Annotated in this window: 20 protein-coding genes and 2 tRNA genes; 10 read left to right on the top strand and 12 right to left on the bottom strand. The window is 45.6% G+C overall.

What is annotated here, in order from left to right; all coding sequences use genetic code 11:
* Positions 1 to 14 precede the first annotated feature (14 nt).
* The 5 genes from AC5JPO_RS09280 to hisF all read right to left on the bottom strand — a co-directional run bounded on the left by AC5JPO_RS09280 (position 15) and on the right by hisF (position 4,257).
* Positions 15 to 620, bottom strand: coding sequence for a phosphatidylglycerophosphatase A family protein (locus AC5JPO_RS09280; RefSeq protein WP_443526771.1), 606 nt, complete (start codon positions 618 to 620; stop codon positions 15 to 17).
* A gap of 3 nt (positions 621 to 623) precedes the next feature.
* Entirely contained in the window at positions 624 to 1,667 is a 1,044-nt protein-coding gene (thiL, locus tag AC5JPO_RS09285; protein ID WP_443526770.1) for a thiamine-phosphate kinase, read from the bottom strand.
* Between the two features lie 2 nt (positions 1,668 to 1,669).
* The gene (nusB, locus tag AC5JPO_RS09290) at positions 1,670 to 2,512 is read right to left on the bottom strand and encodes a transcription antitermination factor NusB (protein WP_443526768.1); all 843 of its coding nucleotides are present in this window, start codon (positions 2,510 to 2,512) and stop codon (positions 1,670 to 1,672) included.
* A 257-nt stretch (positions 2,513 to 2,769) separates the two neighbouring features.
* Positions 2,770 to 3,288, bottom strand: coding sequence for a 6,7-dimethyl-8-ribityllumazine synthase (gene ribH / locus AC5JPO_RS09295; protein ID WP_319052082.1), 519 nt, complete (start codon positions 3,286 to 3,288; stop codon positions 2,770 to 2,772).
* A gap of 186 nt (positions 3,289 to 3,474) precedes the next feature.
* Positions 3,475 to 4,257: an imidazole glycerol phosphate synthase subunit HisF gene (gene hisF / locus AC5JPO_RS09300; protein WP_347163512.1), complete on the bottom strand. Its 783-nt coding sequence runs from the start codon at positions 4,255 to 4,257 to the stop codon at positions 3,475 to 3,477.
* A gap of 97 nt (positions 4,258 to 4,354) precedes the next feature.
* Between hisF and AC5JPO_RS09305 the strand changes: the two genes are divergently transcribed.
* The 5 genes from AC5JPO_RS09305 (at position 4,355) to AC5JPO_RS09325 (ending at position 8,540) form a co-directional block, all read left to right on the top strand.
* Positions 4,355 to 5,203 (top strand): class II glutamine amidotransferase, encoded by an 849-nt coding sequence (locus AC5JPO_RS09305; protein WP_443526767.1) that lies wholly within the window; start codon positions 4,355 to 4,357, stop codon positions 5,201 to 5,203.
* Between the two features lie 281 nt (positions 5,204 to 5,484).
* A complete protein-coding gene (locus AC5JPO_RS09310; RefSeq protein ID WP_443526765.1) occupies positions 5,485 to 6,651 on the top strand; it encodes a homoserine kinase in 1,167 nt (388 codons plus the stop codon).
* Between the two features lie 78 nt (positions 6,652 to 6,729).
* The gene (locus AC5JPO_RS09315) at positions 6,730 to 7,053 is read left to right on the top strand and encodes a hypothetical protein (protein WP_443526764.1); all 324 of its coding nucleotides are present in this window, start codon (positions 6,730 to 6,732) and stop codon (positions 7,051 to 7,053) included.
* Positions 7,054 to 7,974 (top strand): class II glutamine amidotransferase, encoded by a 921-nt coding sequence (locus tag AC5JPO_RS09320; RefSeq protein ID WP_443526763.1) that lies wholly within the window; start codon positions 7,054 to 7,056, stop codon positions 7,972 to 7,974.
* 134 nt (positions 7,975 to 8,108) lie between these two features.
* Positions 8,109 to 8,540 (top strand): hypothetical protein, encoded by a 432-nt coding sequence (locus AC5JPO_RS09325; RefSeq protein WP_443526762.1) that lies wholly within the window; start codon positions 8,109 to 8,111, stop codon positions 8,538 to 8,540.
* Here the strand turns inward: AC5JPO_RS09325 and AC5JPO_RS09330 are convergent.
* Both AC5JPO_RS09330 and AC5JPO_RS09335 read right to left on the bottom strand, forming a co-directional pair.
* Positions 8,537 to 9,112, bottom strand: coding sequence for a YchJ family protein (locus AC5JPO_RS09330; protein ID WP_443526761.1), 576 nt, complete (start codon positions 9,110 to 9,112; stop codon positions 8,537 to 8,539). The two genes, AC5JPO_RS09325 and AC5JPO_RS09330, sit on opposite strands and share 4 nt — an antisense overlap.
* A 29-nt stretch (positions 9,113 to 9,141) precedes the next feature.
* Positions 9,142 to 9,858 carry a metal-dependent hydrolase gene (locus AC5JPO_RS09335; RefSeq protein WP_443526760.1) on the bottom strand — a complete coding sequence of 239 codons (717 nt, stop codon included), beginning with the start codon at positions 9,856 to 9,858 and terminating at the stop codon, positions 9,142 to 9,144.
* Positions 9,859 to 9,985: 127 nt separating this feature from the next.
* Between AC5JPO_RS09335 and AC5JPO_RS09340 the strand changes: the two genes are divergently transcribed.
* Complete coding sequence (locus AC5JPO_RS09340; protein ID WP_443526759.1) at positions 9,986 to 11,002, top strand: DUF3025 domain-containing protein; 1,017 nt, start codon at positions 9,986 to 9,988, stop codon at positions 11,000 to 11,002.
* 307 nt (positions 11,003 to 11,309) lie between these two features.
* Positions 11,310 to 14,147, top strand: coding sequence for an aconitate hydratase AcnA (acnA, locus tag AC5JPO_RS09345; RefSeq protein WP_443526758.1), 2,838 nt, complete (start codon positions 11,310 to 11,312; stop codon positions 14,145 to 14,147).
* Between the two features lie 98 nt (positions 14,148 to 14,245).
* Here the strand turns inward: acnA and AC5JPO_RS09350 are convergent, their stop codons facing one another.
* The 5 genes from AC5JPO_RS09350 to gltX all read right to left on the bottom strand — a co-directional run bounded on the left by AC5JPO_RS09350 (position 14,246) and on the right by gltX (position 17,675).
* Complete coding sequence (locus AC5JPO_RS09350) at positions 14,246 to 14,899, bottom strand: LysE family translocator (RefSeq protein ID WP_443526756.1); 654 nt, start codon at positions 14,897 to 14,899, stop codon at positions 14,246 to 14,248.
* A 291-nt stretch (positions 14,900 to 15,190) separates the two neighbouring features.
* Positions 15,191 to 15,266: transfer RNA gene (locus tag AC5JPO_RS09355), tRNA-Glu, on the bottom strand.
* 148 nt (positions 15,267 to 15,414) lie between these two features.
* A tRNA-Ala gene (locus AC5JPO_RS09360) sits at positions 15,415 to 15,490 on the bottom strand.
* Positions 15,491 to 15,612: 122 nt separating this feature from the next.
* Complete coding sequence (locus AC5JPO_RS09365; protein WP_443526755.1) at positions 15,613 to 15,978, bottom strand: hypothetical protein; 366 nt, start codon at positions 15,976 to 15,978, stop codon at positions 15,613 to 15,615.
* Between the two features lie 173 nt (positions 15,979 to 16,151).
* Positions 16,152 to 17,675 (bottom strand): glutamate--tRNA ligase, encoded by a 1,524-nt coding sequence (gene gltX, locus AC5JPO_RS09370; RefSeq protein ID WP_443526754.1) that lies wholly within the window; start codon positions 17,673 to 17,675, stop codon positions 16,152 to 16,154.
* Between the two features lie 367 nt (positions 17,676 to 18,042).
* Here gltX and rsmH point away from each other — a divergent pair, with 367 nt between their 5' ends.
* The 3 genes from rsmH to AC5JPO_RS09385 all read left to right on the top strand — a co-directional run bounded on the left by rsmH (position 18,043) and on the right by AC5JPO_RS09385 (position 22,074).
* Entirely contained in the window at positions 18,043 to 19,095 is a 1,053-nt protein-coding gene (rsmH, locus tag AC5JPO_RS09375; RefSeq protein WP_443526823.1) for a 16S rRNA (cytosine(1402)-N(4))-methyltransferase RsmH, read from the top strand.
* Positions 19,096 to 19,516: 421 nt separating this feature from the next.
* Positions 19,517 to 19,996 carry a cell division protein FtsL gene (ftsL, locus tag AC5JPO_RS09380; RefSeq protein ID WP_319052334.1) on the top strand — a complete coding sequence of 160 codons (480 nt, stop codon included), beginning with the start codon at positions 19,517 to 19,519 and terminating at the stop codon, positions 19,994 to 19,996.
* Entirely contained in the window at positions 19,993 to 22,074 is a 2,082-nt protein-coding gene (locus tag AC5JPO_RS09385; protein ID WP_443526753.1) for a peptidoglycan D,D-transpeptidase FtsI family protein, read from the top strand. The genes ftsL and AC5JPO_RS09385 overlap by 4 nt, the downstream gene beginning before the upstream one ends.
* Positions 22,075 to 22,100: the final 26 nt, after the last annotated feature.

A 22,100-nucleotide genomic window follows, 5' to 3' on the forward strand; every position in this document is an offset into this window, starting at 1 on the left:
CTTACATACTGCTATCAGAAAGCAAAAAACATGACTGCAACGGTATAAATAATCAGCCAAATAACGGCCGCCATGATGCCTGCAATGATGTCATCTAACATCACCCCAAGACCGCCAGCAACTTTTTTGTCTGCCCAGCCAATCGGTGGTGGCTTTAAAATATCAAACACACGAAATAGGATAAAAGCTGCCGGTAACCAGCCCCAAAATGTCGGCAACATCATCATCGATAAGACATCTACAGAAGGAGGAAATACATAGGACAAAATATAGGATAGGGGTAGCAAGGTAATCCACATACCAGACCACTCGTCCCACACAATATGTGGATCATCGTGTACCTGCATTAACTCAGACGTCCGTCCACATATCCAGATACCAACAATACAAGATAGAATAGTTAATATTAAAAAAGGGACAAACCCCAAGGCCATGAGCGGCACGCCCACAATCAGACCACCAACGGTGCCCCACGTACCAGGGGCACGGCGGGGCATGCCGCTACCTAAGCCTAGCCCAAGCCAATAAACGATAGCATCAAGCATACTGGCACCTGCTGGCAGTGGTGGGCAGTCATTTGCTTTACGGATATCAGGCTTAGATAGGTCATGATCAGTCATATATTAGCCTGTGAAGTGTTGGTAGCCAGTCATATTGGGCCATGTAGAGAATGGTGCAGGTTGGGTAGGCGTCACTGACTGATGGTTATAGAACAGTTCCGGACGTAACGCTGTAGATATGTTTTTATCTGTTGCTGTTGACTCTGTTAGCGCAATCACTTTCCCGATACAAGTGATAGGCGTGTTGCCAGCTGGTGGCTCAATATGCGCAGGCAAAGTAAAAGCCAGCTCATAATCATCTCCACCTGCCAGCTGACACAACAAGCGCTTAGATAAGTCTACTGAACGTAACGAGTCACTAGTAGGCAGTTGCTCAAGGTTAAGCTGCATACTCACACCGCTCTGCTGACAAATATGCCCAAGGTCTTGGTATAGACCATCAGAGATATCGATCATCGCCGTTGCGCCCGCGCTTGCCAGTGCCGCACCCAAAGTGATACGCGGCGTCGGCATGTGCAAGCGATGCGCCAGCTCTATGCCTTGTGGGCTGTCAGGGAACTCTAATGCATAGGCAGCATCACCAAGCGTCCCTGAGACATAGACCTTATCACCGACTTGCGCTCCCGAGCGATAAATAGCTGGTGTCTCTGCGGCAAGCAACCCTTGCGCACTCACACTGATCACCAATTGCTCGCTACGGGTGGTATCACCGCCAATTAGCGTGACCCCAAACAGTTGACAGGCATGAAATAAACCTTTGGCAAATACAGTGAGCCAGTCACTGTTTGCCAATTGCTCGGGCAATGCCAATGCCAGTAAGATACTGTGCGGGGTGGCACCCATTGCTGCAATATCTGAAACATTAACTGCGACGGCTTTGTAGCCGATTTCAAACGCAAGCTTGTTTACTTGTGCAAAGTCAGCATGGAAATGGCGACCTTGAACCAGCGTATCGACACAGCTGACTAGGCGCGCTCCTACTGGCAGTGATATAACCGCCGCATCATCACCGATACCTTTTTCGATACCCTTTTTGATAGCATCTGACGGTAAATAGTCAGCTTGCATTTGCAAAAATATACGCTCAATCAGCTCAAACTCGTTCATGGTTAGTCTTTGCTTTTTGTGTCGTCAGTGGCTTTCTTATTTGCTTTAAATTCACTGATATTGGCACTGGCTTTACTGGCACTACTGCGCTTGACGTTAGCCTTGTTAGCACTGATACGCGGCTTGTTTGAAGCAGTTGGTGCCTCATCGACAGCGTTTGTAGTTTGAGTAGCTGATTCGACATCGTCTGCTAGCACTGTTTCAGCTTGCTTAGATGCTGCTTTTTGTGAGGTACGTAGGTTAGCTTTGGTATCTGCTTGCACTTCAAGCGCGCGCACTTCAACAGCCATTTTGTCCAGTACCGCATTAATCAATTTGTGAGCATCAGTCGCGCCAAAGTGATTGTTAAGCTTCATCGCTTCATCAAGCACGACTTTGTAAGGAATTTCCATACGGTTTTGCAGCTCATAGGCACCAATCAGCAAAATAGCGTGCTCAACGGTGTCTAACTTGTCAATCTCACGATCGAGATGTTGACTAATAAGGGCGTCTAGCGCTTCAATCTGCTCTGGAATATCACGCATCATTTCGTGATAGTAGCCGATATGCACAGTGTGCATGGCATTGGTGGCACGCGTACGTGCAGCGATGTCATGTGGGGCATTGTCTTTCCAGCCAAGCTTGCCATCGACATCAAAGCGGCGGTCGGTGACGAGCCACTCGTATAGTCCTTGCATCGCAAAGCGGCGCGCCTTACGGATAGCAGTGTGACTGGTCTTGTAAGAAGACTCACTCATATCGAAGGTTTGATCACCTGCACTACTGCTCGCTATACGGGTAGCTTCAGCTTCGTTGGCTTGTGCGGTTTTCGCAGCGCTGATAGCGCGCTTGAGTTGGTCAGTCATAGGGGGTCTGTACCTAAATTTTTGAGATGATACCCAGTCAAAAACTAAATCAGCAAAGCATTGATTCGAGTGTGTTGAGATAGAATACTATCAGAACGCATATGTACTTACTTTGCTTATTCAGTTTTATAAAGAGTATAGAAATACGGCGAAAATTCAAAAAATAGCCAGTGTGTTGATAGCTGGCGTCGTGCTATAAGGTACTGCTATTACCAAATAGCAGCACCAGTCAAAACAGTACGTTCTAGCTTCAAAGCTTAAGCTTCATCGATATCATCAATATCGAGCTGTGACAAAACAGCAATCATTTCTAGCACAACCATCGCAGCTTCAGAGCCTTTATTGCCTGCTTTAGTACCAGAGCGCTCAATAGCTTGCTCGATGCTATCCGTTGTGATGATACCGTTGGCAACAGGGATATTATAATCCATTGCCACAGCGCTCAGACCTTTGGCCGACTCACTGGCTACAATATCAAAGTGCGGCGTGCTACCACGGATGATTGCACCCAGTGCCACAATCGCGTCAAAGCGATCTGATTCAGCCGCGCGCTGGGCAACAAGTGGCAACTCAAATGCACCAGGAACACGGACAACGGTAATGTTGCTACCCAATACACCATGACGGAGTAGGGCGTCGATTGCGCCATCAACTAGTGACTCGACGACAAAACCATTAAAACGACCAACGACGATGCCAATGCGAGCGTCAGCATTTTGATGCAAGTTGCCATCGATATGGGTCACATCGCTGCGCTGCTGTTGTAAGTTCGACATAAAAAATCCTTTGCTTAATAAAGCGTTCAATTGAGATATAGACGTAAATAAATAGCTAAATATACAAATACGTTCAATCAACTCGGTCGCCTATCATTTTGGCGTTGTCATAGTTAATTGAACGAAAATAAATGGTTAGCACTATGATAGCATTTTTTTGGGTTTTATTTGTATTTTACGAACGTGCTATAGACGCATCTGTATACCTTGCGCTGCCATGTATTCCTTGGCCTCCAACACGGTGTACTCACCGAAGTGAAAAATACTGGCGGCAAGTACCGCATCGACACCACCTTCTAGCACGCCTTCTGCCAAGTGCTGTAGGTTGCCGACGCCACCTGAGGCAATAACAGGTACATTGACCCGGCTGGTGATCTGCTGCATGAGTGCCAAGTCATAGCCTTTTTTGGTACCATCACCGTCCATCGAAGTGACTAGCAATTCACCAGCGCCCAGCTCGGCCATTTTGCTCGCCCAAGCAACGGCATCAATACCGGTTGGCTTACGACCACCATGGGTAAAAATTTCCCAACGCGGCACGGTAATACCGTCGACGTTGATATCAGCGACACGTTTGGCATCGATGGCCACAACGATACATTGGTTACCAAATTTTTGCGCGGCTTCACCAACGAACTCAGGGGTGAATACTGCTGCTGAGTTGATTGCGACTTTGTCCGCACCTGCATTGAGCAAATTGCGAATATCAGCGATTTTTCGCACGCCGCCGCCGACGGTGAGTGGCACAAATACCGTCTCAGCCATGCGCTCAACGGTATGATACGTGGTGTCGCGCTCGTCATTGGTCGCGGTGATGTCCAAAAAGGTAATCTCATCAGCGCCTTGTTCGTTGTAGCGTCGGGCGACTTCGACAGGGTCGCCAGCGTCTTTGATATCAACAAACTGAACCCCTTTGACCACGCGGCCATTGTCTACGTCAAGACAGGGAATAATACGTTTTGCTAGCATAAAACCGCCTATTAATTCGCGCAAGAATACAAAGATACATCACATAAAATGCTATGATACGCGTAACTATTTTACAAAACAAATGCAAAGGGTGCTTATGTGTCAACTGCTCGGCATGAACAGTAAAAATCCTGCTGATATCGGTTTCTCTTTTGCTGGTTTTCGGGCTCGTGGTGGGCTTACAGACGATCATGTTGACGGTTTTGGCATTGCTTATTTTGAGCCGACGGGTCTGCGTTTGTACTGCGATAATCGCGCGGCGATGGACTCCCCACTTGCTGAGTTGGTCAGTCAAACTCGAGTAAAAGCTGATAATACTATTGTCCATATACGCAAATCAGATGATCAGTTACTCAGTAATGCTCATCCTTTTACGCGTGAGATTTGGGGCGAGGCTTGGGTGTTTTCTCACAACGGTAAAATGACCATTAAAGATGCGGCCGATAGCGACCCTATCAAGCAAGGCAAATCACATCACTATTGCCCAGTAGGGGACACCGATTCGGAATTTGCGTTTTGTTACTTGCTCAATCAACTAAAAGACCAGTTTGAGTACAAGCCCGATGCACAGACACTGTATGAGTTCTTAACCGTGCAATGCCGTTTTTTGGCGAATTATGGACTGTTCAATTGCGTGATGTCCAATGGTGAGTGGATGCTTGGCTATGCCAATACGTTATTGTTTCATGTGACTCGTCAAACTCCATTTGGCTCAGCGGCTCTCATTGATGTGGATGTAACGATGGACTTTGAGACCGTCAACGAGACAGACGATGTCATGACGGTGCTCGCTACCACCCCACTTACTAGTGATGAAAACTGGCAACAGCTGGCCGTTGATGAGTGCATTATTTTTGCAGAAGGTCATATGGTTTATCAAGATGTCCCTAAGTCCCCTGTTTATTTGTCGATTGAAGAAGGTTTAAAGATTGCAAAAAATGCTTAGCCTATATATTAGCTAGCCTATGTGTCAGCTGTTTTATTAAGTCATTGTTTTATTAAGTAGCTGCCTGCTGAGTTGCTATTTTACTATGTGGCTACTTTTATCAGTATCAGCTACGTCATAGAACGCAGCCGATTGACAAAATATCTTAACGATATTTAAAGTTTGCTTATCGGCGACGTAATGGTCACTATTATTGACTGTCACCACATTTATTATTACCCAAATTGAATTTATTATTTCACGTACTACTTTTACTATTTAACCGTCATAAGTGAGATGTTATGTCCGTCTATACCCAGTTAACCGATGATCAGTTTGCCGCCTTTTGCCAAAGCTTTGGTGTGTCGTTCGCCCGTGCGATTCCAATCACTCAAGGTATCAAAAACTCAAACTGGTTTATTCAAACGACTGATGATGTAGAGGGTACATACTCTTATGTATTTACCTTGTTTGAAGAGCGTCCACCTGCTGATATCGAAAAAATGGCAATCATCCTAAACCAGTTAGATGGCAAACTACCTGTTGCCGCGCCATTGGCAGTTATTGAATCGAATAGCGCTCAAACGGATAGTGACGATAAACGTTATGTCATCCATTATGAAGACAAAGCGATTACCCTAGTGCCATGCCTATCAGGATCGCATCCAGACCAAACCACGCAAGCGATGTGTCACGATATCGGGGCGGCGTTAGCCATGCTGCATGAGACCCTGCAAGCACTGCAGCCAAGCGAGCAATATGGCGTACCCTTATACCCATGGGCAGATGTACGTGACCGCGAAATGCAGTTTATGCCAGGTGACGAAGCCAAATTGATGAGCGATATTTGGCAGTCTTATCGCGATCTACCGCTGACTACATTGCCAAACGGCTTATGTCATTTAGATATGTTTGCTGACAACACATTATGGAATCTACAAAAAGGTGAAGCACGTCTGACGGGTTTGTTAGATTTCACTGAAGTCAGTGTCGAGCACTATGTGATGGATATTGCTATCACTATCAATGATTTTTGTACCACGTGGGGCGTCGCTGAGCAGGGCGAGTCTGTGAACTTTGATCGCAATAAAATGGCGGTATTCTTACAAGGTTATGAATCGATACGCCCACTAAATACTGATGAGAAACGTGCACTACCTGTTATGCTAGCAAAAGCAGCAGTGATATTCTGGTTACTGCGTCTAAACGTGATTCATTACAACCGTACCGAAGGTCGTACGGGTGACAACATCATGGTCAAAAACCCTGACTTGATGAAGCGTTTAGCCGCCTATCATTGGGCACATGTCGAAAAAGCGCAGAACGCAGTGTTTGTATTATCGAACACACAGAACAATCACATTGCTGGTGTGTTTAGTAGCATGGCACAAGCCGAGCAAGCACACGAAAAATTAGCTAATAGTAGTGAGTTTGCAGTCAAAGAATATACACTAGATCAAGTATCCTAAACATTGCTTATCCACTTACCCTAGTAACAAATATGCTAGCAGTAGATATCCTAGTAGCAGCACTTTGGAGACGACACCATGACTGATCAAGTTGATAACTGGCACAAACTGGCACGTTTCGATACCAACATGCAGGGCGAGCTGCATGCCAACCTGCTACGCAATAATGGCATCGCGGTGTCTCTACAGCCGCTAAGTGCTATCCCTGGTATGAACTCTGGTATAGTGCTTTGGGTAGAGGGTACAGAGCTAGCAGAAGCTCAGCGTATCTTAGAGGGTATCGATACAGACAGTAGTGCTAGGGCTGATCTACTCGCCAATATGAGCGATGCTGAGCTCGGTATTACTCCAGAAACCGAGCACAATCATGGCAAACAAGACTATAAAAACGGTGAACTATAAATGTGTCAACTTTTAGGAATGAACTGCAATACCCCGACGGATATTGGCTTTAGTTTTGCAGGATTTCGCAAACGCGGCGGAATGACAGACAGTCATGAAGACGGTTTTGGTATTGCGTTTTTTGAACGTAGCGAATGCAGCAATAATGACAACACTAACGATGACACGGTAAATGATTCAACAGGCCTGCGTCTATTTCATGACAACAGACCGAGCCACCTGTCACCAGTAGCTGACTTGGTGAACAATTACCCAATCAAAGCCATGAATGTCATCGCTCATATCCGTAAAGCGACGCAAGGGCAGAACTGTTTGGCAAATACGCATCCGTTCGTCCGTGAAGTATGGGGCGAGCAGTGGGTGTTTGCGCACAATGGACAGATGAATAGCGAGTTTATCAAGCGTTGCCAGCGCCTGCAAGACAACGGTAATGCCGCGCATTGTCAGCCAGTGGGTAGCACTGACTCTGAAATGATCTTTTGCTATCTCATTAATCGTTTAAAGAGTAGCTTCAAAACTCGTCCTGACGACCAAACACTGTTTAATTTTTTGACCACGCAGTGTCGCTATCTGTCTGCAAATGGTCTATTCAACTGCTTGATATCGAACGGCAAGTGGCAACTGGCTTATGCGGGCAGTTTGTTGTTTTATCTAACGCGAAAAGCACCATTTGGTGAGGCGAAATTATCAGACGACGATCTGGCGATTAACTTTGGTGATGTGACCACAGACACGGACAAAGTCACGATCTTAGTCACCGTGCCGCTCACTGAAAATGAGAAATGGCAACAGCTGGCGGTCAATGAGTGCTTAATCTTTCAAGACGGTGATGTCATTTATAAAGATAGCCCAAGCCAGCGCAAGTTTTTGACGGTTGAGGAAGGGATTGCGATTGCACGGGAGGTTGGGGCGAGTGTTTAGGGAATGATATTTGGCAATTTTGAATAGTTTACTTTGTACATTGATGTTTTTGACGAATAGTTCAGACCTTCTAATAACTTAGAATGTATATATAAGCAGTATTTAATTCTCTTCATACTGTATCAGGTATCTTAATGATTGATTTTTTTGTAAAACAAGCTATTAGTGATGAAAAGGCTAGTTTGTTACTACAGAAAGTTTTTAGCTTGCCAGAAAATAAGGTTGCGGTATTAAGCTTGCAAGAGATAGGAACCTTAGGAAATCAACTTCCAAAACTTTGCGAATGTCTCGGAGTAAAAAGTCTCATAGAAGGTGATGCTTGTATGCTATTACAGATTTACCGAATTAAGATTCCACTTGATATTTTTTTGAAAAGACTTCAATCTTTTTGCAAAACTGAGTCTATAACTTGCTATGTGCCCTCTGAAAATGTTTATGCTAGTAGTTACTACAACTATTACAAAATTACGCCAGATTGCGAAATGATTGAAGTATCTGAATGGCTTAAAGACGACAATGAAGATAATAAGCAAATATATTTTCATAACAAGCTAATAAAAAACTAACCCAAATATCCCCCACAACACCGCTTAAATTTCTCTCCAGAACCACAAATACACGGTTGCTTTTGCGTCACTGTTATCGCAACCGTCGGGTCTAAAAAGTACCAACGCGCATCATTACTAAACTTGTCTTTTGTTTTCACAAAGGTAGATAACTCATGATGCGCTTGTATTTTTTCTGCTAAATCACGAGCATTATCTTTGGTATTAAAATACGCCTCAAACTCAACCTGCGCATGTCTTTTGCCCAGCTTTGGCGTATGCTTCACAATCTCTAAGCCTGCCCAGTCCGTCTCTTTTGCCCAACTCTCAACCGATGTGACGTCAAGCAAAGCCTGCTGTGCAGGTAGCGTGGTCTTAACGATATAGTCTGGTTTGATGAGTACAAATGCACTATAGCGCGACCGCATAAGCCGCTCGGCTGTCTCCGCTTTTAGACCACCTACTTCGTCATCATAAAAAGCATTATGATAAGGCTGGCAGCACTCTTGATAGGAGAGCGGCGAGTCTGTCTCTGATAACGGATTGATTTGGCAAGGGCAGGTTTGGGTAGTAGATGGTATAAAAAGTGACATAGCATACTCTAATGATTGGTAGTAATAGCTTACCGTAGCATATCTTCTAGGAGTGTCGGCAGCATACCAACTCTTAGCTGTGCCCATGCAGAAGGATCACTTAGTCGCGACCAAAACATCTCAAAAGGCGGAGCGACATACACCAGTAATGCAAGGATAGTATATAAGAGCAAGTACCACCATTTATCTTTTGGCTGGTAGAACTTCATCGCTGTGCCCGATGAGCGCTTCATTTTCATATTAGACAAATTCACGCTATACAGCTCGTCCAATGATAAATGCACTATCGCCCCGCCAAACAAAAACAGACCGTAAAACCAGCTGGTCGTCAGTGGTAGGTGTAGACCGTAATAACTTAAGCACGTCAGACCCAATCCCAATATCGCCATATATGGCACAGAGTGGATGACGCCGCGATGCACAGTCATCGTAGTAAAAATATGAAAAACGACATAACGCATAAAACCGTAGCCAGCCAGCCATAATGCTATCAGCGAAAGCAAGCTTAGCTCACTACGCCAGTGCATGACTAAACCAAAGGCAAAGACAAACGAGGTGATATTAAAACCAAGCTTAATCGGTGTTGAGTTATCCGAATCTAAATCTGGTAACAACCCGCCAATAGTCCCAAGCGCCACACACATCAAAAATCCTGAGTCGTCGATCAGTCCAGCTTTATATACGGTCAGACTCATGGCACCGCTAACCATAAATGCAACGTTTAAGTGGGTATTAAAATTTGCCATAAAAACTCATTTATCCATCGCGCTCAAAAAGACCTTTCGAGTCGCTCATCTAGCTGTAAAAAAGCGCACCATGATACCATAGACCGCCCATACGTCTAACAGAGATAAACCTTGAGAGATAGCGCTTATGCCAGCCAGTGACTTGCCAGCCAAACCAAATCCCGACACAGACAATAACGACCCTTCTATCGTAAAGGGTACACTTGATAAGTCCTTTGCCGATATTGATTGGCAAGCACCGTGGTTGTCTCATATTACCCAGCTGGGTTATCTCAGCACAACTATTGCGCACCTTAGCAATATCAAGCACCAGGCAGACAGTGTGGGCACGCCAAAAGCTATCGGTAGTACACCTGATGTCGTTGGTGCAGTATTGAAAACAGCGATGGAACGGCAAGCGGCGGTCTTGGAGCAACCCTTACCACAGACCAAACCAGCTCATGATAACAAGCCGCAGACCCTGCAGTTTGTCTCTCAAAATGCATTGCCCGATGGCGAAGCTTACGAGCATTTCATCGGGACAAGCGGACATATTCCGACGAGGGACAATTTGCATGATTTATTTAACGGTAGTATCTGGCTGACCTTCCCAAAGACTAAGGCTATGCTCAATTACTATCATATGCTAGAGATTGCCAAGCAAGGCGTTAGTGAGCGACGAGGACGGGTACGTGACACTATTACTGTCTTTGATGAGAATGGCGCCGTGCTGGTGACTTCTGATGTTAGTATCGGTGAGGCGTTGGTTAGTTTTGACTGGCAGGCAAGTTTGGTGAAACCACGAGCTAAATGGGACAACCCAGCACAACCTGATAACAGCGCTCAGGCAGCAGTCTATATCTTTGGGCATGCACTACTTGAGCAACTGATACAACCGCGTAAACCATTATGTGCGCATAGTATTGTCATTCATGTTTCACAAGAGCTCTTTACCTTATCATTGGCTGAACGTATGAGCTATTTAGATGATAAGGTTGCCGAATACATGGACACGTTATTATCAAATGATGATGTCAAACCACGACAGCTTGCGCCGCTACCGATTTTAGGTGTACCGCATTTCTGGGCAGCAAACGCCGTGACCGAGTTTTATGACGACAGCTACGTGTTCCGTAGTGGCAGACGCCAAAAACCCAGTAAGTGATAGCGATCACCATTAGTATATAGCTCATTAAGCCTTTGTTACGTTTACGATTGTGCCACGATTCGATAACGTCTAGACGTTAACAAAGCCTTGCATGTTTGTTATGGTAAAAGAAGCTTTTGTTGAGCAAGCAAATAGCATTGTTAAAGTAGCATTATTTTCTTTGCGAGCAGAAGCGGTCATAAGATAAATTGACGACACCTTTCGATTATCAAAATCAATTCGATCATTTATTCAGCCACCAGTCATATACCTACACCCATAATAATTGACGTCTAGGATCTATAACAACGATAAGGAAGCTATCATGAGTGATATTTTTAATGTAAAAGACACCCTCTCAGTCGCTGGCAAGGAACATGCCTTTTATAGTTTGCCAAAGCTGACCGAAACTTACGAACATATCGATACCCTACCATTTTGTATGAAAGTGGTATTGGAGAACCTATTGCGTAACGAAGACGGCGGCCAGTCGGTTGGCAAAAACCATATCGAAGCAGTTGCTAACTGGGATGCAGGCGCTGAGGCATCAAAAGAGATTGCCTTTATGCCAGCACGTGTGGTCTTGCAAGATTTCACTGGTGTGCCGTCAGTTGTTGATTTGGCCGCGATGCGTGATGCAGTGGTTGAGCTTGGCGGTAAAGCTGAGCAAATTAACCCATTTATCCCTAGTGAGCTGGTCGTTGATCACTCTGTACAGGTCGATGCTTATGGCCGTGAGGACGCACTAGATCTCAACGAAAAAATCGAATTTAAGCGTAACAATGAGCGCTATGAGTTTTTGCATTGGGGCAAACAAGCCTTTGAGAACTTCGTCGTCGTACCACCAGCGACAGGTATCGTGCATCAGGTCAACCTTGAGTATCTCGCTCGCGTCGTGATGGCAGCAGATGTTGATGGCGAGCTGATGGCTTATCCAGATACCGTATTTGGCACAGACAGCCACACCACGATGATTAATGGTATCGGTGTGCTTGGTTGGGGTGTGGGCGGTATCGAAGCCGAAGCGGCGATGCTGGGTCAACCTTCCTCGATGCTGATTCCACAAGTGGTCGGATTTGAGCTCAAAGGCAAGCTGACCGAAGGCGTCACAGCAACTGATTTGGTATTACGTGTGGTGGAGATGCTACGTGCACACGGCGTGGTGGGTAAATTCGTTGAGTTTTATGGCGAAGGCTTACACAGTATGCCATTGGCCGATCGCGCTACTATCGCCAACATGTCGCCAGAGTACGGTGCGACTTGTGGTATTTTCCCAATCGATCAGATGGCGATTGATTACCTGCGTCTGTCTGGTCGAGATGAAGAGCAAATTGAGCTGGTTGAGCAATATGCCAAGGCGCAAGGCTTATGGCATGATGCTGATACACCAGCGGCGACTTATTCTAGTAAACTAGAGCTAGACTTATCTTCAGTACAACCAGCACTAGCTGGTCCTAATTTGCCGCAGCAGCGTATCAACCTATCAGATATGCATGAGAAGTTTGGCGAAACGTTAGCAAAAATGAATAAAGACCGTAAAGTAGAAGTGGACGGTAAGATACGTTTTGATCAAGAGGGCGGCGAGCAAGAGCAAGCAGAGGATCTAGTGGCTGAGCCAAAGATCGAAGTCGACACAAGAGACGATGATCTCAAACATGCTCCGGCAAATAACGTCTTCTCAAATGTCAGTATCGATGATAAGCAGCACAAGTTAAGAGATGGCTCAGTCGTAATTGCTGCCATTACCTCTTGTACCAATACCTCAAACCCTGCGGTTATGATCGGTGCCGGCCTAGTAGCCAAAAAAGCTGCTGCCAAAGGGCTCAAAGCTAAGCCATGGGTCAAAACGTCATTGGCCCCTGGCTCTAAAGTCGTCACTGATTACCTAGAAAAAACCAACCTTATGGATGAGCTAGAAAAAACAGGCTTCTATCTTGTGGGTTATGGGTGTACCACCTGTATCGGTAACTCAGGGCCACTTCCTGAAGCGATTGAAAAAGGTATTGAAAAGAACGACTTGGTTGCTTCTGCCGTACTGTCAGGTAACCGTAACTTTGAAGGTCGTATCCACTCACATGTGAAGGCCAGTTATTTGGCATCACCGCCGCTAGTAGTTGCCTATGCGTTGGCAGGTACGGTCGATATCGACTTGACAACACATCCATTAGCGCAAGACCAAGACGGCAATGATGTCTATCTAAAAGATATCTGGCCAACCTCAGAAGAGATTAATGAGCTGATCGCTAACAATATCGACGCTGATATGTTCCGCAAAAACTACGGTGAAGTGTTCGATGGTAGCGCAGCGTGGAACGCAATTAGCTCAGCGGATAGTCAGCTGTATCCGTGGGACGAAGGCTCGACCTATATCAAAAACCCACCGTTCTTTGATGGTATGACTATGGAGCCAGAAGGTATTCCTGATATCGAAGGCGCACGTATCCTTGGTCTGTTCGGTGATTCAATCACCACCGATCATATCTCACCAGCAGGTAACATCGACCCAGATTCGCCAGCAGGTCAGTACTTACAAGAGCGCGGTGTAATGGAAGCAGACTTCAACAGCTATGGTTCACGCCGTGGTAACGATGCAGTCATGACCCGTGGTACCTTTGCTAATATCCGTATCAAAAACACCATGATGGACGGCAAGGAAGGCGGTTATACCTATTACTTCAAAGATGACAGCGCTACGTTACAAGATGGCGAAGAAATGCCCATCTATAATGCAGCGATGAAGTATAAAGAAGATAAGCGTCCGCTCGTCGTGCTTGGCGGATCAGAGTATGGCTCAGGCTCTAGCCGTGACTGGGCAGCCAAAGGTACAATCCTACTAGGCGTAAAAGCGGTATTGACCAGTTCGTTTGAGCGTATTCACCGTTCAAACCTCGTCGGTATGGGCGTGTTGCCATTGACGTTTGAAGATGGTGAAAACGCAGAAACCTACAAACTAGATGGTTCTGAAGTATTGAGCATCACGGGTCTGGACAATGGCGAAAGCAAAACGGCCACCGTTACGGCTACGCGTGCTGATGGATCGAGCGAGACCTTTGAGGTTAATGTCGGTCTACAAACGCCAAAAGAGCGCGAATATGTGCGTCATGGCGGCGTATTGCACTACGTACTACGTCAACTGGCGGCTGAAAGTAAAGAAGCAAGCTAGTAATTCGTTAAGCTTTATATGACGAAAAGCCCAATCTCCTTTAAAGTAGGGGATTGGGCTTTTTTATTGAAGATGTTTTTTTATTAATACACTTTTCTCTATGCTTCTTCAGTCAATAACTTAATCCCCAAGCCCACAAACACCACACCACTAATTCTGTTGAGTATTGTTTCAATAGAAGGGTTTTCTCGCAAGCGTATACTAAACCGAGCTGCTAATAGTGCCAAACATAAGCACCATATAAACCCACTGGTAGCAAAGGTCAGCCCTAGCATTAGAAATGACAACATGCCATAAGCATAACTGGCATCGATAAATTGAGGGAAAAACGCGAGGAAAAATAAGGCGACCTTTGGATTAAATACATTGGTCAACACGCCTTGCTTATAGATTTGCCAGCTGTCTACATTCTGTTTATCAATAGTGCGTTCGTCTTTAGATAAACTATTCGCTATTGAATTTGAATTTTTGCTCAGTAGCATTTTTAGACCTAAGTAGCATAAGTAAGCCGCACCGATATATTTGACGATCATAAAGGCCACAGGTGAACTGGCGATCAATACGGACAATCCTAAAGATGCCAAGAGGGTATGGACCAAAATACCCGAGGTGATGCCCAGAACAGAATAAAACCCTGCTGTTTGCCCTTGTGAAACACTACGGGTGATGATGTACATGCTATCCGTACCTGGCGTTAGGTTTAACAAAATAGCTGCCAAGATAAACCCTAAATAGTCCTCAATACCAAACATAGCAATCACTTCCCTTCAATCACGCTAAGCCCCATCATTTATAGTAGATAGGTACGCTTTGTAAATATGCTTATCAGATCGATATTAACGAGTATTAGATAGTTTGGCAATAGCGCTATCAACAGTAAGCTAGCAGCTATTAATAATAAGCTAACGACAACAGAATAGAGGGTTTTGAGAAATGACAGACATAAAAAAAACCAGTCACCGTATGATGACTGGGTTTTTTATTGTTCGCTTATTAGTCTAACCTGATGCTAAGCAAAAGTGCTAATAAGTGACGCCGAATAGTGGCGTCCCCAGGGGGATTCGAACCCCCGTTACCGCCGTGAAAGGGCGGTGTCCTAGGCCTCTAGACGATGGGGACGCATAGAGTGTTATAACCAGTGGTTACAACGGTACTTCACAATATCAGATAGCTTATTAAATAAGCATTGCCCAGGTGCTGATATCGTCCTACTAGCGAGTATTTATGATTACGTTTCAGTAATACTGAGCGTTGGTATAAATAAGTATGGTGGAGCTAAACGGAGTCGAACCGTTGACCCCTTGCATGCCATGCAAGTGCTCTACCAACTGAGCTATAGCCCCTCGCTAAGAGTGTGCGTATTTTATGCAAGACCGGCTGTCCTGTCAACCACTATTTTAAAAATAATTCATAAATATGCAAAAAAAAGTGATTTAGCCTACTCTAAAAGCTTAACAAAGCCAAATTAACGTAGATTTTGCTTAAGTGCGATCTCTTTGATGGCTTTATCGGTATAAAACTCTGCTTCGCTGCCATCAGAAAAAATAATCGCACAGCATTCAGTTGGCACATATTGACCGCCTTTTTCTCTGATTGTTCTTATACCTTTGACGCCAATGATGTCATATTCGCTCAATTTATCTAGATTATGCTTGGTGTAACCACAGTAAGTGCTATATATCCATTTTAAATCTTCGAAGTCTTGGCCCTTGGTCAGAGTCAAATTTGCGTCAAAAAGCTCTTTTACGATGGCATCATAATATTTCTGTGCTTCTTTTAGGGTGTTAAATACATAATCTTTGCTTTCTATGGTGACGGTTTTGGCAGCCATGTCTATTTCCAATTAAAATATTGAGTAAGAGATTTTTATATTCTGAGAGTAGTAGTGCTTATCAACAACGAAACAAGGGTCAGAGATGGCCTGACCCTTTTACATTCAACAAGTTTGGCTAATTGGCTGAAACTATTTAGGCTGTTTAGCCGATAAACTATGCAGCAACTGAACTATTCAGCAGAGGCTAAGAAATCTGGTAATTCTGCCGCTTGTTTTTCAAGCTTTTTAAGTTTCTTTTTACCCAAACCACCTAGTACATCAACCGCATGACGCAAGCGAGTCAATGTCATATCAGCACCGATAATCGCCATGGAGTTCATAACGGGCGTCGATGACGTGCTACCAGCGATAGCGATAAAGAACGGCGCCATAAAGTCGCGCATCTTGATATCAAGGTGAGCAGCAAGGCCTTTTAACGTGGCATAGATGTTTTCTTCCGACCACGTTGGTAGGGTCTCAAGCTGCCAAAGCGCCAATTGCAGCATCTCGATAATTTGCTCAGGTGCAAGCGTCTTATGAGTGAAGCTCTCAGCATTAATATCAGGTAAGTTTTGGAAGTAAAAACCTCCCCAGTTTACCGCATCAGACAATAGCTCGATACGTGGTTGAATCGCCGCTGCGATTGCGGTGAGCTTGTCACTATTGCTGGCCCATTCAAGAATTTTGTTCTTTAGCTCTTCAGGGGTGAGCGCACGTAGCCATTCGCTATTGACCCAGTTGAGCTTTTCGATGTCGAATATAGGGCCGCCAAGCGACACACGCTGAATATCGAAGCTTGCGATCATCTCATCCAAGGTAAATTGCTCGGCATCATTAGGCATTGAGTAGCCCATACGCCCAAGATAGTTTAACAATGCTTCAGGCAGTACGCCTGCATCACGATAGTAGGTGATCGACGTTGGGTTTTTACGCTTAGAGAGCTTTGACTTATCTGGGTTACGCAGTAGCGGCATATGACAAAGGGTTGGCATCTCCCAACCAAAATACTCATAAAGCAGCTGATGTTTAGGCGCAGAGTTCAGCCACTCTTCACCGCGCATGACGTGGGTGATTTCCATCAGATGGTCATCGACGACGTTGGCTAGATGATACGTTGGCATGCCATCTGTTTTTAGTAGCACTTGCATGTCGACTTGGGTCCAAGGAATCTCAACGGTACCGCGCAGCATGTCATTTACGTGACAGATGCCTTCAGTCGGTACACGCATACGAATCACATGCGGCTTGCCCTCGCTTACCAATTGCTCAGTTTTTTCCGGTGCAAGATGAGCACAGCGACCATCATAACGAGGGGTCTCGCCGTTGGCCATTTGCTCAGCACGCATGGCATCTAACTCTTCGCTAGTACAAAAACAGCGGAACGCATGGTCTTTTTCTATGAGTATCTCGGCGTGTTTTTTGTAGATATCGCTGCGCTCGCTCTGACGATAAGGGGCATGCGGGCCACCAATATCTGGACCTTCCGCCCAATCTAGTCCGACCCAGCGTAAGGCGTCCAAAATCATTTGTTCTGATTGCTCAGTCGAGCGCGTCTGGTCAGTATCTTCGATACGTAAGATGAATTCGCCGCCATGCGCTTTGGCAAATGCTAGGTTGAATAGCGCAATATAAGCAGTACCTACGTGTGGGAAGCCAGTAGGTGAAGGGGCGATACGCGTGCGCACAGGGCGTGTGCTGTCAGTAGAGGTTTGCATGGTAAAAGTCTCAAAATTTGCTATCGATATAAGCTATTAGTATAAATAGCGATGAAAGATATGAAGTCGATGTGAAGAAATAGCGTAAAATATAGCGCTAGTATAACAGAGACATGTGATATTTTTAATGAAAAGCCCTTCTAGTGCTTGACTCGCCGTGTATCCTTGCGATAATAATGCTAGGCAAGTCATAACTTGTTTATTTTCATCCAATTACTGGCCAGTATGGTCGTCATCTATTGAGTTGTTTGTGTCCCTATCAAAGTCTAAGCCAAAATCGAAAGCCAGTTCTTCTATTGCCACTGATCTCTCTGAGTCAGCGCCCAGCCCATCATTGACAAGTGATGCGTCTACGCAAAATGTCGATATGGATATTACTCACGCCCGTCATGAGGGCGATATCACGTCTGATGAATTAAGTTTTGTCCATGATGCGGTGCTATTACAAGAGGCTGTCGCTGCAGTGCTGGGCGTAAAAGCATTACCTAAGCAAAAAGCAAGCGACCAAAATAGCCCAAATAACCAAGATAGCTTAGATATAAGTGGGATTTACGTCGATGCGACCTTCGGTCGTGGCGGTCATAGTAGGTTACTATTAAGTCAACTTGCTGATGATGCCACACTGATTGTCTTTGACAAAGACCCAACGGCCATTAGCGTAGCGCAAGAGTTGGCAAGTAAAGACAGCCGTGTGCGTGTGGTTCATGACAGCTTTGCGACCTTGACTGACAGTCTAGCTGCTATGGGCATCAGTGAAGTGGATGGGTTGATGGCGGATTTGGGCATTTCATCACCGCAGATTGATGATGGTAGTCGCGGCTTTAGCTTTATGCGTGATGGGGCAGTGGACATGCGTATGGATACCAGCCGTGGCCAGTCAGTTGCCGATTGGCTTGAAACAGTCGATGATGAGACGTTGGCCAATGTGCTCTATGAGTTTGGTGAAGAGCGTCACAGTCGCCGTATTGCTCGCGCTATCAAACAGATGGAGGGCTATGACTCTACGCTTGAGCTGGCAGAAGTGATCAAAGTAGCGCATCCTAATTGGCAACGCGGTAAGCATCCAGCGACACAAAGCTTTCAGGCCATGCGTATCTTTATTAACAATGAGCTGGGAGATGTCGATGACTTTTTAGCGCAAAGCATTCCGATTTTAAAACCAGGTGGTCAGCTGGCGGTGATTAGCTTTCACTCATTAGAAGATCGCCGTATCAAACAGTTTTTGCAGCGTCATAGTAAAGGCCAGTATCCAGAAGACGAAAATCTACCGATGCCGCCGAATCGTCCGCGTTATTTTAGCAAGCCAAAACGCGTTGGCCCTAGCAAAGCTGAAACCAGTCAGAATCCGCGCGCGCGCAGCGCCTGGTTGCGACTGGCCACTCGTACTGATACAGCGTATCAGCAAACGGACGCATCATAAATCTTGGATGAAAGCACTAAGCAGGTCGCGTATGGTTGCTATTGTCTATCTCAATGATGTGCAAATGTCTTAATCGCTACGCCACTGTTAAAAAGCTGTAAATATTGTCTGTTAGGCTCGGCAAATAATTTTTATCTGTTTCACGATCTATGAGGCTTATGGACTCATGGATCGATCATCTTCTAAGCTAAAATTAAGTGTCCATTCATTTAATCTAGCACGGCAGTAGATCTGGTTTTAACAGGATACATTGATAATTGTAGACCTCTATAGTCATAGGCTTTTATAGTCAGGCTGCTACGGTCATACGATGGTTATCTCTGGTTTTATTTTTATTGATGGTACTGCTGGGCAATGTTAAGTTCGTTGTTTGCAACTCACTATTTACTTTATCGTTTACGTTCACTTTTTTGAGATCGTCATGGCAATATCTGACAAACCTGCAAATCGCCGCGCTGTACCCTCCAACACCGATATCGGCGAGCTGTTCGTGCGCCGATTCAATGTGGTAAGCATTTATGTGGTCGTACTGCTGCTACTGGCAGCCGCAATCGTCTGGAGTGGTATCAAAACTGCCGAAGAAGTTCAGCAATATCATCAGGATTATAAAACCTTGCAAGACATGAAAAAACAAGAGCGTAAGTTACAAGTAGAGCACCAGCGGCTATTGATTGAGCAGCAAACCTTCAGCGCCACACCTCAGATTGCCAGCCGTGCCGTTGCTGAACTGGGCATGTACTCCCCAACCCTAAAAGACAAGCTTATTATCCAGCCTGGCGTCGCGACAGCGTTGGTGCCAGTAGTTTCTGATGACTCAGACGAAGAGTTGACTGACGCTACTGGTCCACGTGCTTCCACCGACATCTCTCCTGAAGAACCGGCAATGGAGGCAGGACAATGAGTGAGAAAAAAACCAAACCTACAGCAAAAAGCACCGGCAAAAAACCAGCCAGCGGTAAGGTAACAAAGCCGTTGCGCCGTGCTAGCGCTGCCAAATCTGGGCAAGCGAGTGATAAAGCGGCAGGCAATCGTAAGGCAAAGCTATTTGGCCGTATAAAAAAGAGCGATACCAAAGGCGCTTATAACGCTGGAAAAAACTCAAAGAGCAAACGAGGGTTCTTAGGTAAGGCCTCTGGCGCTTCTTCTCGTGGCGGTTTTGAGCAAGACAAAAACCGTTTTCGTACTGTTTGGGGTTTGGCGCTGGTAATATTAGTGTTATTGATTGGCCGTGCCTATTATATCCAAGTGGCTAATGCGCAGTTTTATCAAGACAAAGGCAATGAGCTCATCACCAGTGAGCGCACACAAAAATCTTATCGAGGCATGATTACAGATCGCAATAACTTACCGCTTGCAGTCAGTGCGCCGCTTGCGACCGTATCATTTAGTCCGCACGATTACGCCAGTGAGTATTACGAGCTTAAGCGTATTATTTTGACCAACCCTAGTAGTCCACAACTACAGGCGCGTATGCAAAAACGCTTGGATAATATGGATCTGACCACGCTAGCAACGGCTGCTAATATTTCAGTCGATGAGCTAAAAAAAGTCACCGCAATCGATGACAGTCTCGATGTGACTGACAAGGATGCTGTCAAAGCGGCACTGCCATCTGGTGCAGGCTCGCATTATCTACCGCTGCTCAACAAAGTAACGCCTGAGATTGCTCAAAGCGTCAGCTCCCTTGACTTCCCTGGTGTCCACGAGAAAAACTTCTTTCAGCGTTATTACCCGCAGCCGCAATCTAATGCGCAGCTACTAGGATTTATGGGACAGAATGCCAATGATCCCGAGGGCGGTTATGAGGGCCGTGCTGGTATTGAGCGTCAGCATGAAAAAGAGCTGGCAGGTGATGACGGTAAAGTGCTGGTCTTGAAAGATGCCAAACAAAACAGTCTAAAAGAGATCAAGCAAATCGAGCCTGAGATACCAGGTAAAGATGTGGCCCTGACGATTGATTCGCGTTTGCAGTATTTGCTCTACAAAGAGCTGGAAAAAGCAGGACGCTTGCAAAAAGCACGCTGGTCAACAGGTATGATCGTCGATGTGCAAACGGGCGAGGTACTGGCACTATCGACATGGCCGTCATTTAACTCAAATAATCTCAATGAGATGACGGGCGAAAACCAACGTAACCGCGCGCTGTTAGATGTGTTTGAACCAGGTTCAGTTATGAAACCATTTACCGTTGCTGCTGCATTGGACTCAGGTAAATATACACCGACTACCTTGATTGATACCAACCCTGGCTCAATTCGTGTGCGCGGCTATACCATTCGAGATCATAATAATCTTGGTATGATCAACATGGCAACGCTGCTACAAAAATCCAGTAACGTCGCCTCTACCAAGATTGCGCTCTCGCTACCGCCTGAAGCCATTACCAACATGCAAAAACAGTTTGGCTTTGGGACAAAAACCCCTTTACAGTTCCCAGGTGAAGGCAGTGGTCTCATTGTGACACCAAAAGAAAAAGAAACCTCACGGCGTGCGACGGTCAGTTACGGTTACGGTCTACAAGTAACGCTAGCACAGGTGGCTCAAGCTTATTCAGCACTAGCGGCAGGCGGAGTAATGCACCCATTGACCTTAATCAAAAATGACAAGCCGCAGCCCAGCAAACGTATTATGGCGCGCGAACAAGCGATGTCGATCGTCCAAATGCTCGAGAGTGTGACTGAGCCAGGCGGTACCGCCAAAGCCGCTGCTATTGATGGCTATCGTGTGGCAGGTAAGACAGGTACCTCGCGCCGCATCAATCCAGAAGGCGGCTATTATACTGATCAGTATCGCAATGTGTTTGCTGGTATGGCACCAGCCTCTAATCCAAAGCTTGTAGGCGTGATGCTTATTGAAGATCCGCGTGGTCAAATCTATGCTGGCCTCACCGTTGCCCCTGTATTTCATAACGTTATGAAAGAGGCGTTACGATTGTACAATGTGCCTTTGGATAAGCCGCTCAAAACAGAACCACAGTAGGCGTTGAATTATTTTAAGTAGTCAGC

The sequence above is a fragment of the Psychrobacter sp. H25 genome (assembly GCF_059076335.1).

Coding starts and splice junctions, on each gene's coding strand:
- AC5JPO_RS09280 (WP_443526771.1), bottom strand. CDS start 620: ATGACTGATCATGACCTATCTAAGCCTGATATCCGTAAAGCAAATGAC.
- thiL (WP_443526770.1), bottom strand. CDS start 1,667: ATGAACGAGTTTGAGCTGATTGAGCGTATATTTTTGCAAATGCAAGCT.
- nusB (WP_443526768.1), bottom strand. CDS start 2,512: ATGACTGACCAACTCAAGCGCGCTATCAGCGCTGCGAAAACCGCACAA.
- ribH (WP_319052082.1), bottom strand. CDS start 3,288: ATGTCGAACTTACAACAGCAGCGCAGCGATGTGACCCATATCGATGGC.
- hisF (WP_347163512.1), bottom strand. CDS start 4,257: ATGCTAGCAAAACGTATTATTCCCTGTCTTGACGTAGACAATGGCCGC.
- AC5JPO_RS09305 (WP_443526767.1), top strand. CDS start 4,355: ATGTGTCAACTGCTCGGCATGAACAGTAAAAATCCTGCTGATATCGGT.
- AC5JPO_RS09310 (WP_443526765.1), top strand. CDS start 5,485: ATGTCCGTCTATACCCAGTTAACCGATGATCAGTTTGCCGCCTTTTGC.
- AC5JPO_RS09315 (WP_443526764.1), top strand. CDS start 6,730: ATGACTGATCAAGTTGATAACTGGCACAAACTGGCACGTTTCGATACC.
- AC5JPO_RS09320 (WP_443526763.1), top strand. CDS start 7,054: ATGTGTCAACTTTTAGGAATGAACTGCAATACCCCGACGGATATTGGC.
- AC5JPO_RS09325 (WP_443526762.1), top strand. CDS start 8,109: ATGATTGATTTTTTTGTAAAACAAGCTATTAGTGATGAAAAGGCTAGT.
- AC5JPO_RS09330 (WP_443526761.1), bottom strand. CDS start 9,112: ATGTCACTTTTTATACCATCTACTACCCAAACCTGCCCTTGCCAAATC.
- AC5JPO_RS09335 (WP_443526760.1), bottom strand. CDS start 9,858: ATGGCAAATTTTAATACCCACTTAAACGTTGCATTTATGGTTAGCGGT.
- AC5JPO_RS09340 (WP_443526759.1), top strand. CDS start 9,986: ATGCCAGCCAGTGACTTGCCAGCCAAACCAAATCCCGACACAGACAAT.
- acnA (WP_443526758.1), top strand. CDS start 11,310: ATGAGTGATATTTTTAATGTAAAAGACACCCTCTCAGTCGCTGGCAAG.
- AC5JPO_RS09350 (WP_443526756.1), bottom strand. CDS start 14,899: ATGTTTGGTATTGAGGACTATTTAGGGTTTATCTTGGCAGCTATTTTG.
- AC5JPO_RS09365 (WP_443526755.1), bottom strand. CDS start 15,978: ATGGCTGCCAAAACCGTCACCATAGAAAGCAAAGATTATGTATTTAAC.
- gltX (WP_443526754.1), bottom strand. CDS start 17,675: ATGCAAACCTCTACTGACAGCACACGCCCTGTGCGCACGCGTATCGCC.
- rsmH (WP_443526823.1), top strand. CDS start 18,043: ATGGATATTACTCACGCCCGTCATGAGGGCGATATCACGTCTGATGAA.
- ftsL (WP_319052334.1), top strand. CDS start 19,517: ATGGCAATATCTGACAAACCTGCAAATCGCCGCGCTGTACCCTCCAAC.
- AC5JPO_RS09385 (WP_443526753.1), top strand. CDS start 19,993: ATGAGTGAGAAAAAAACCAAACCTACAGCAAAAAGCACCGGCAAAAAA.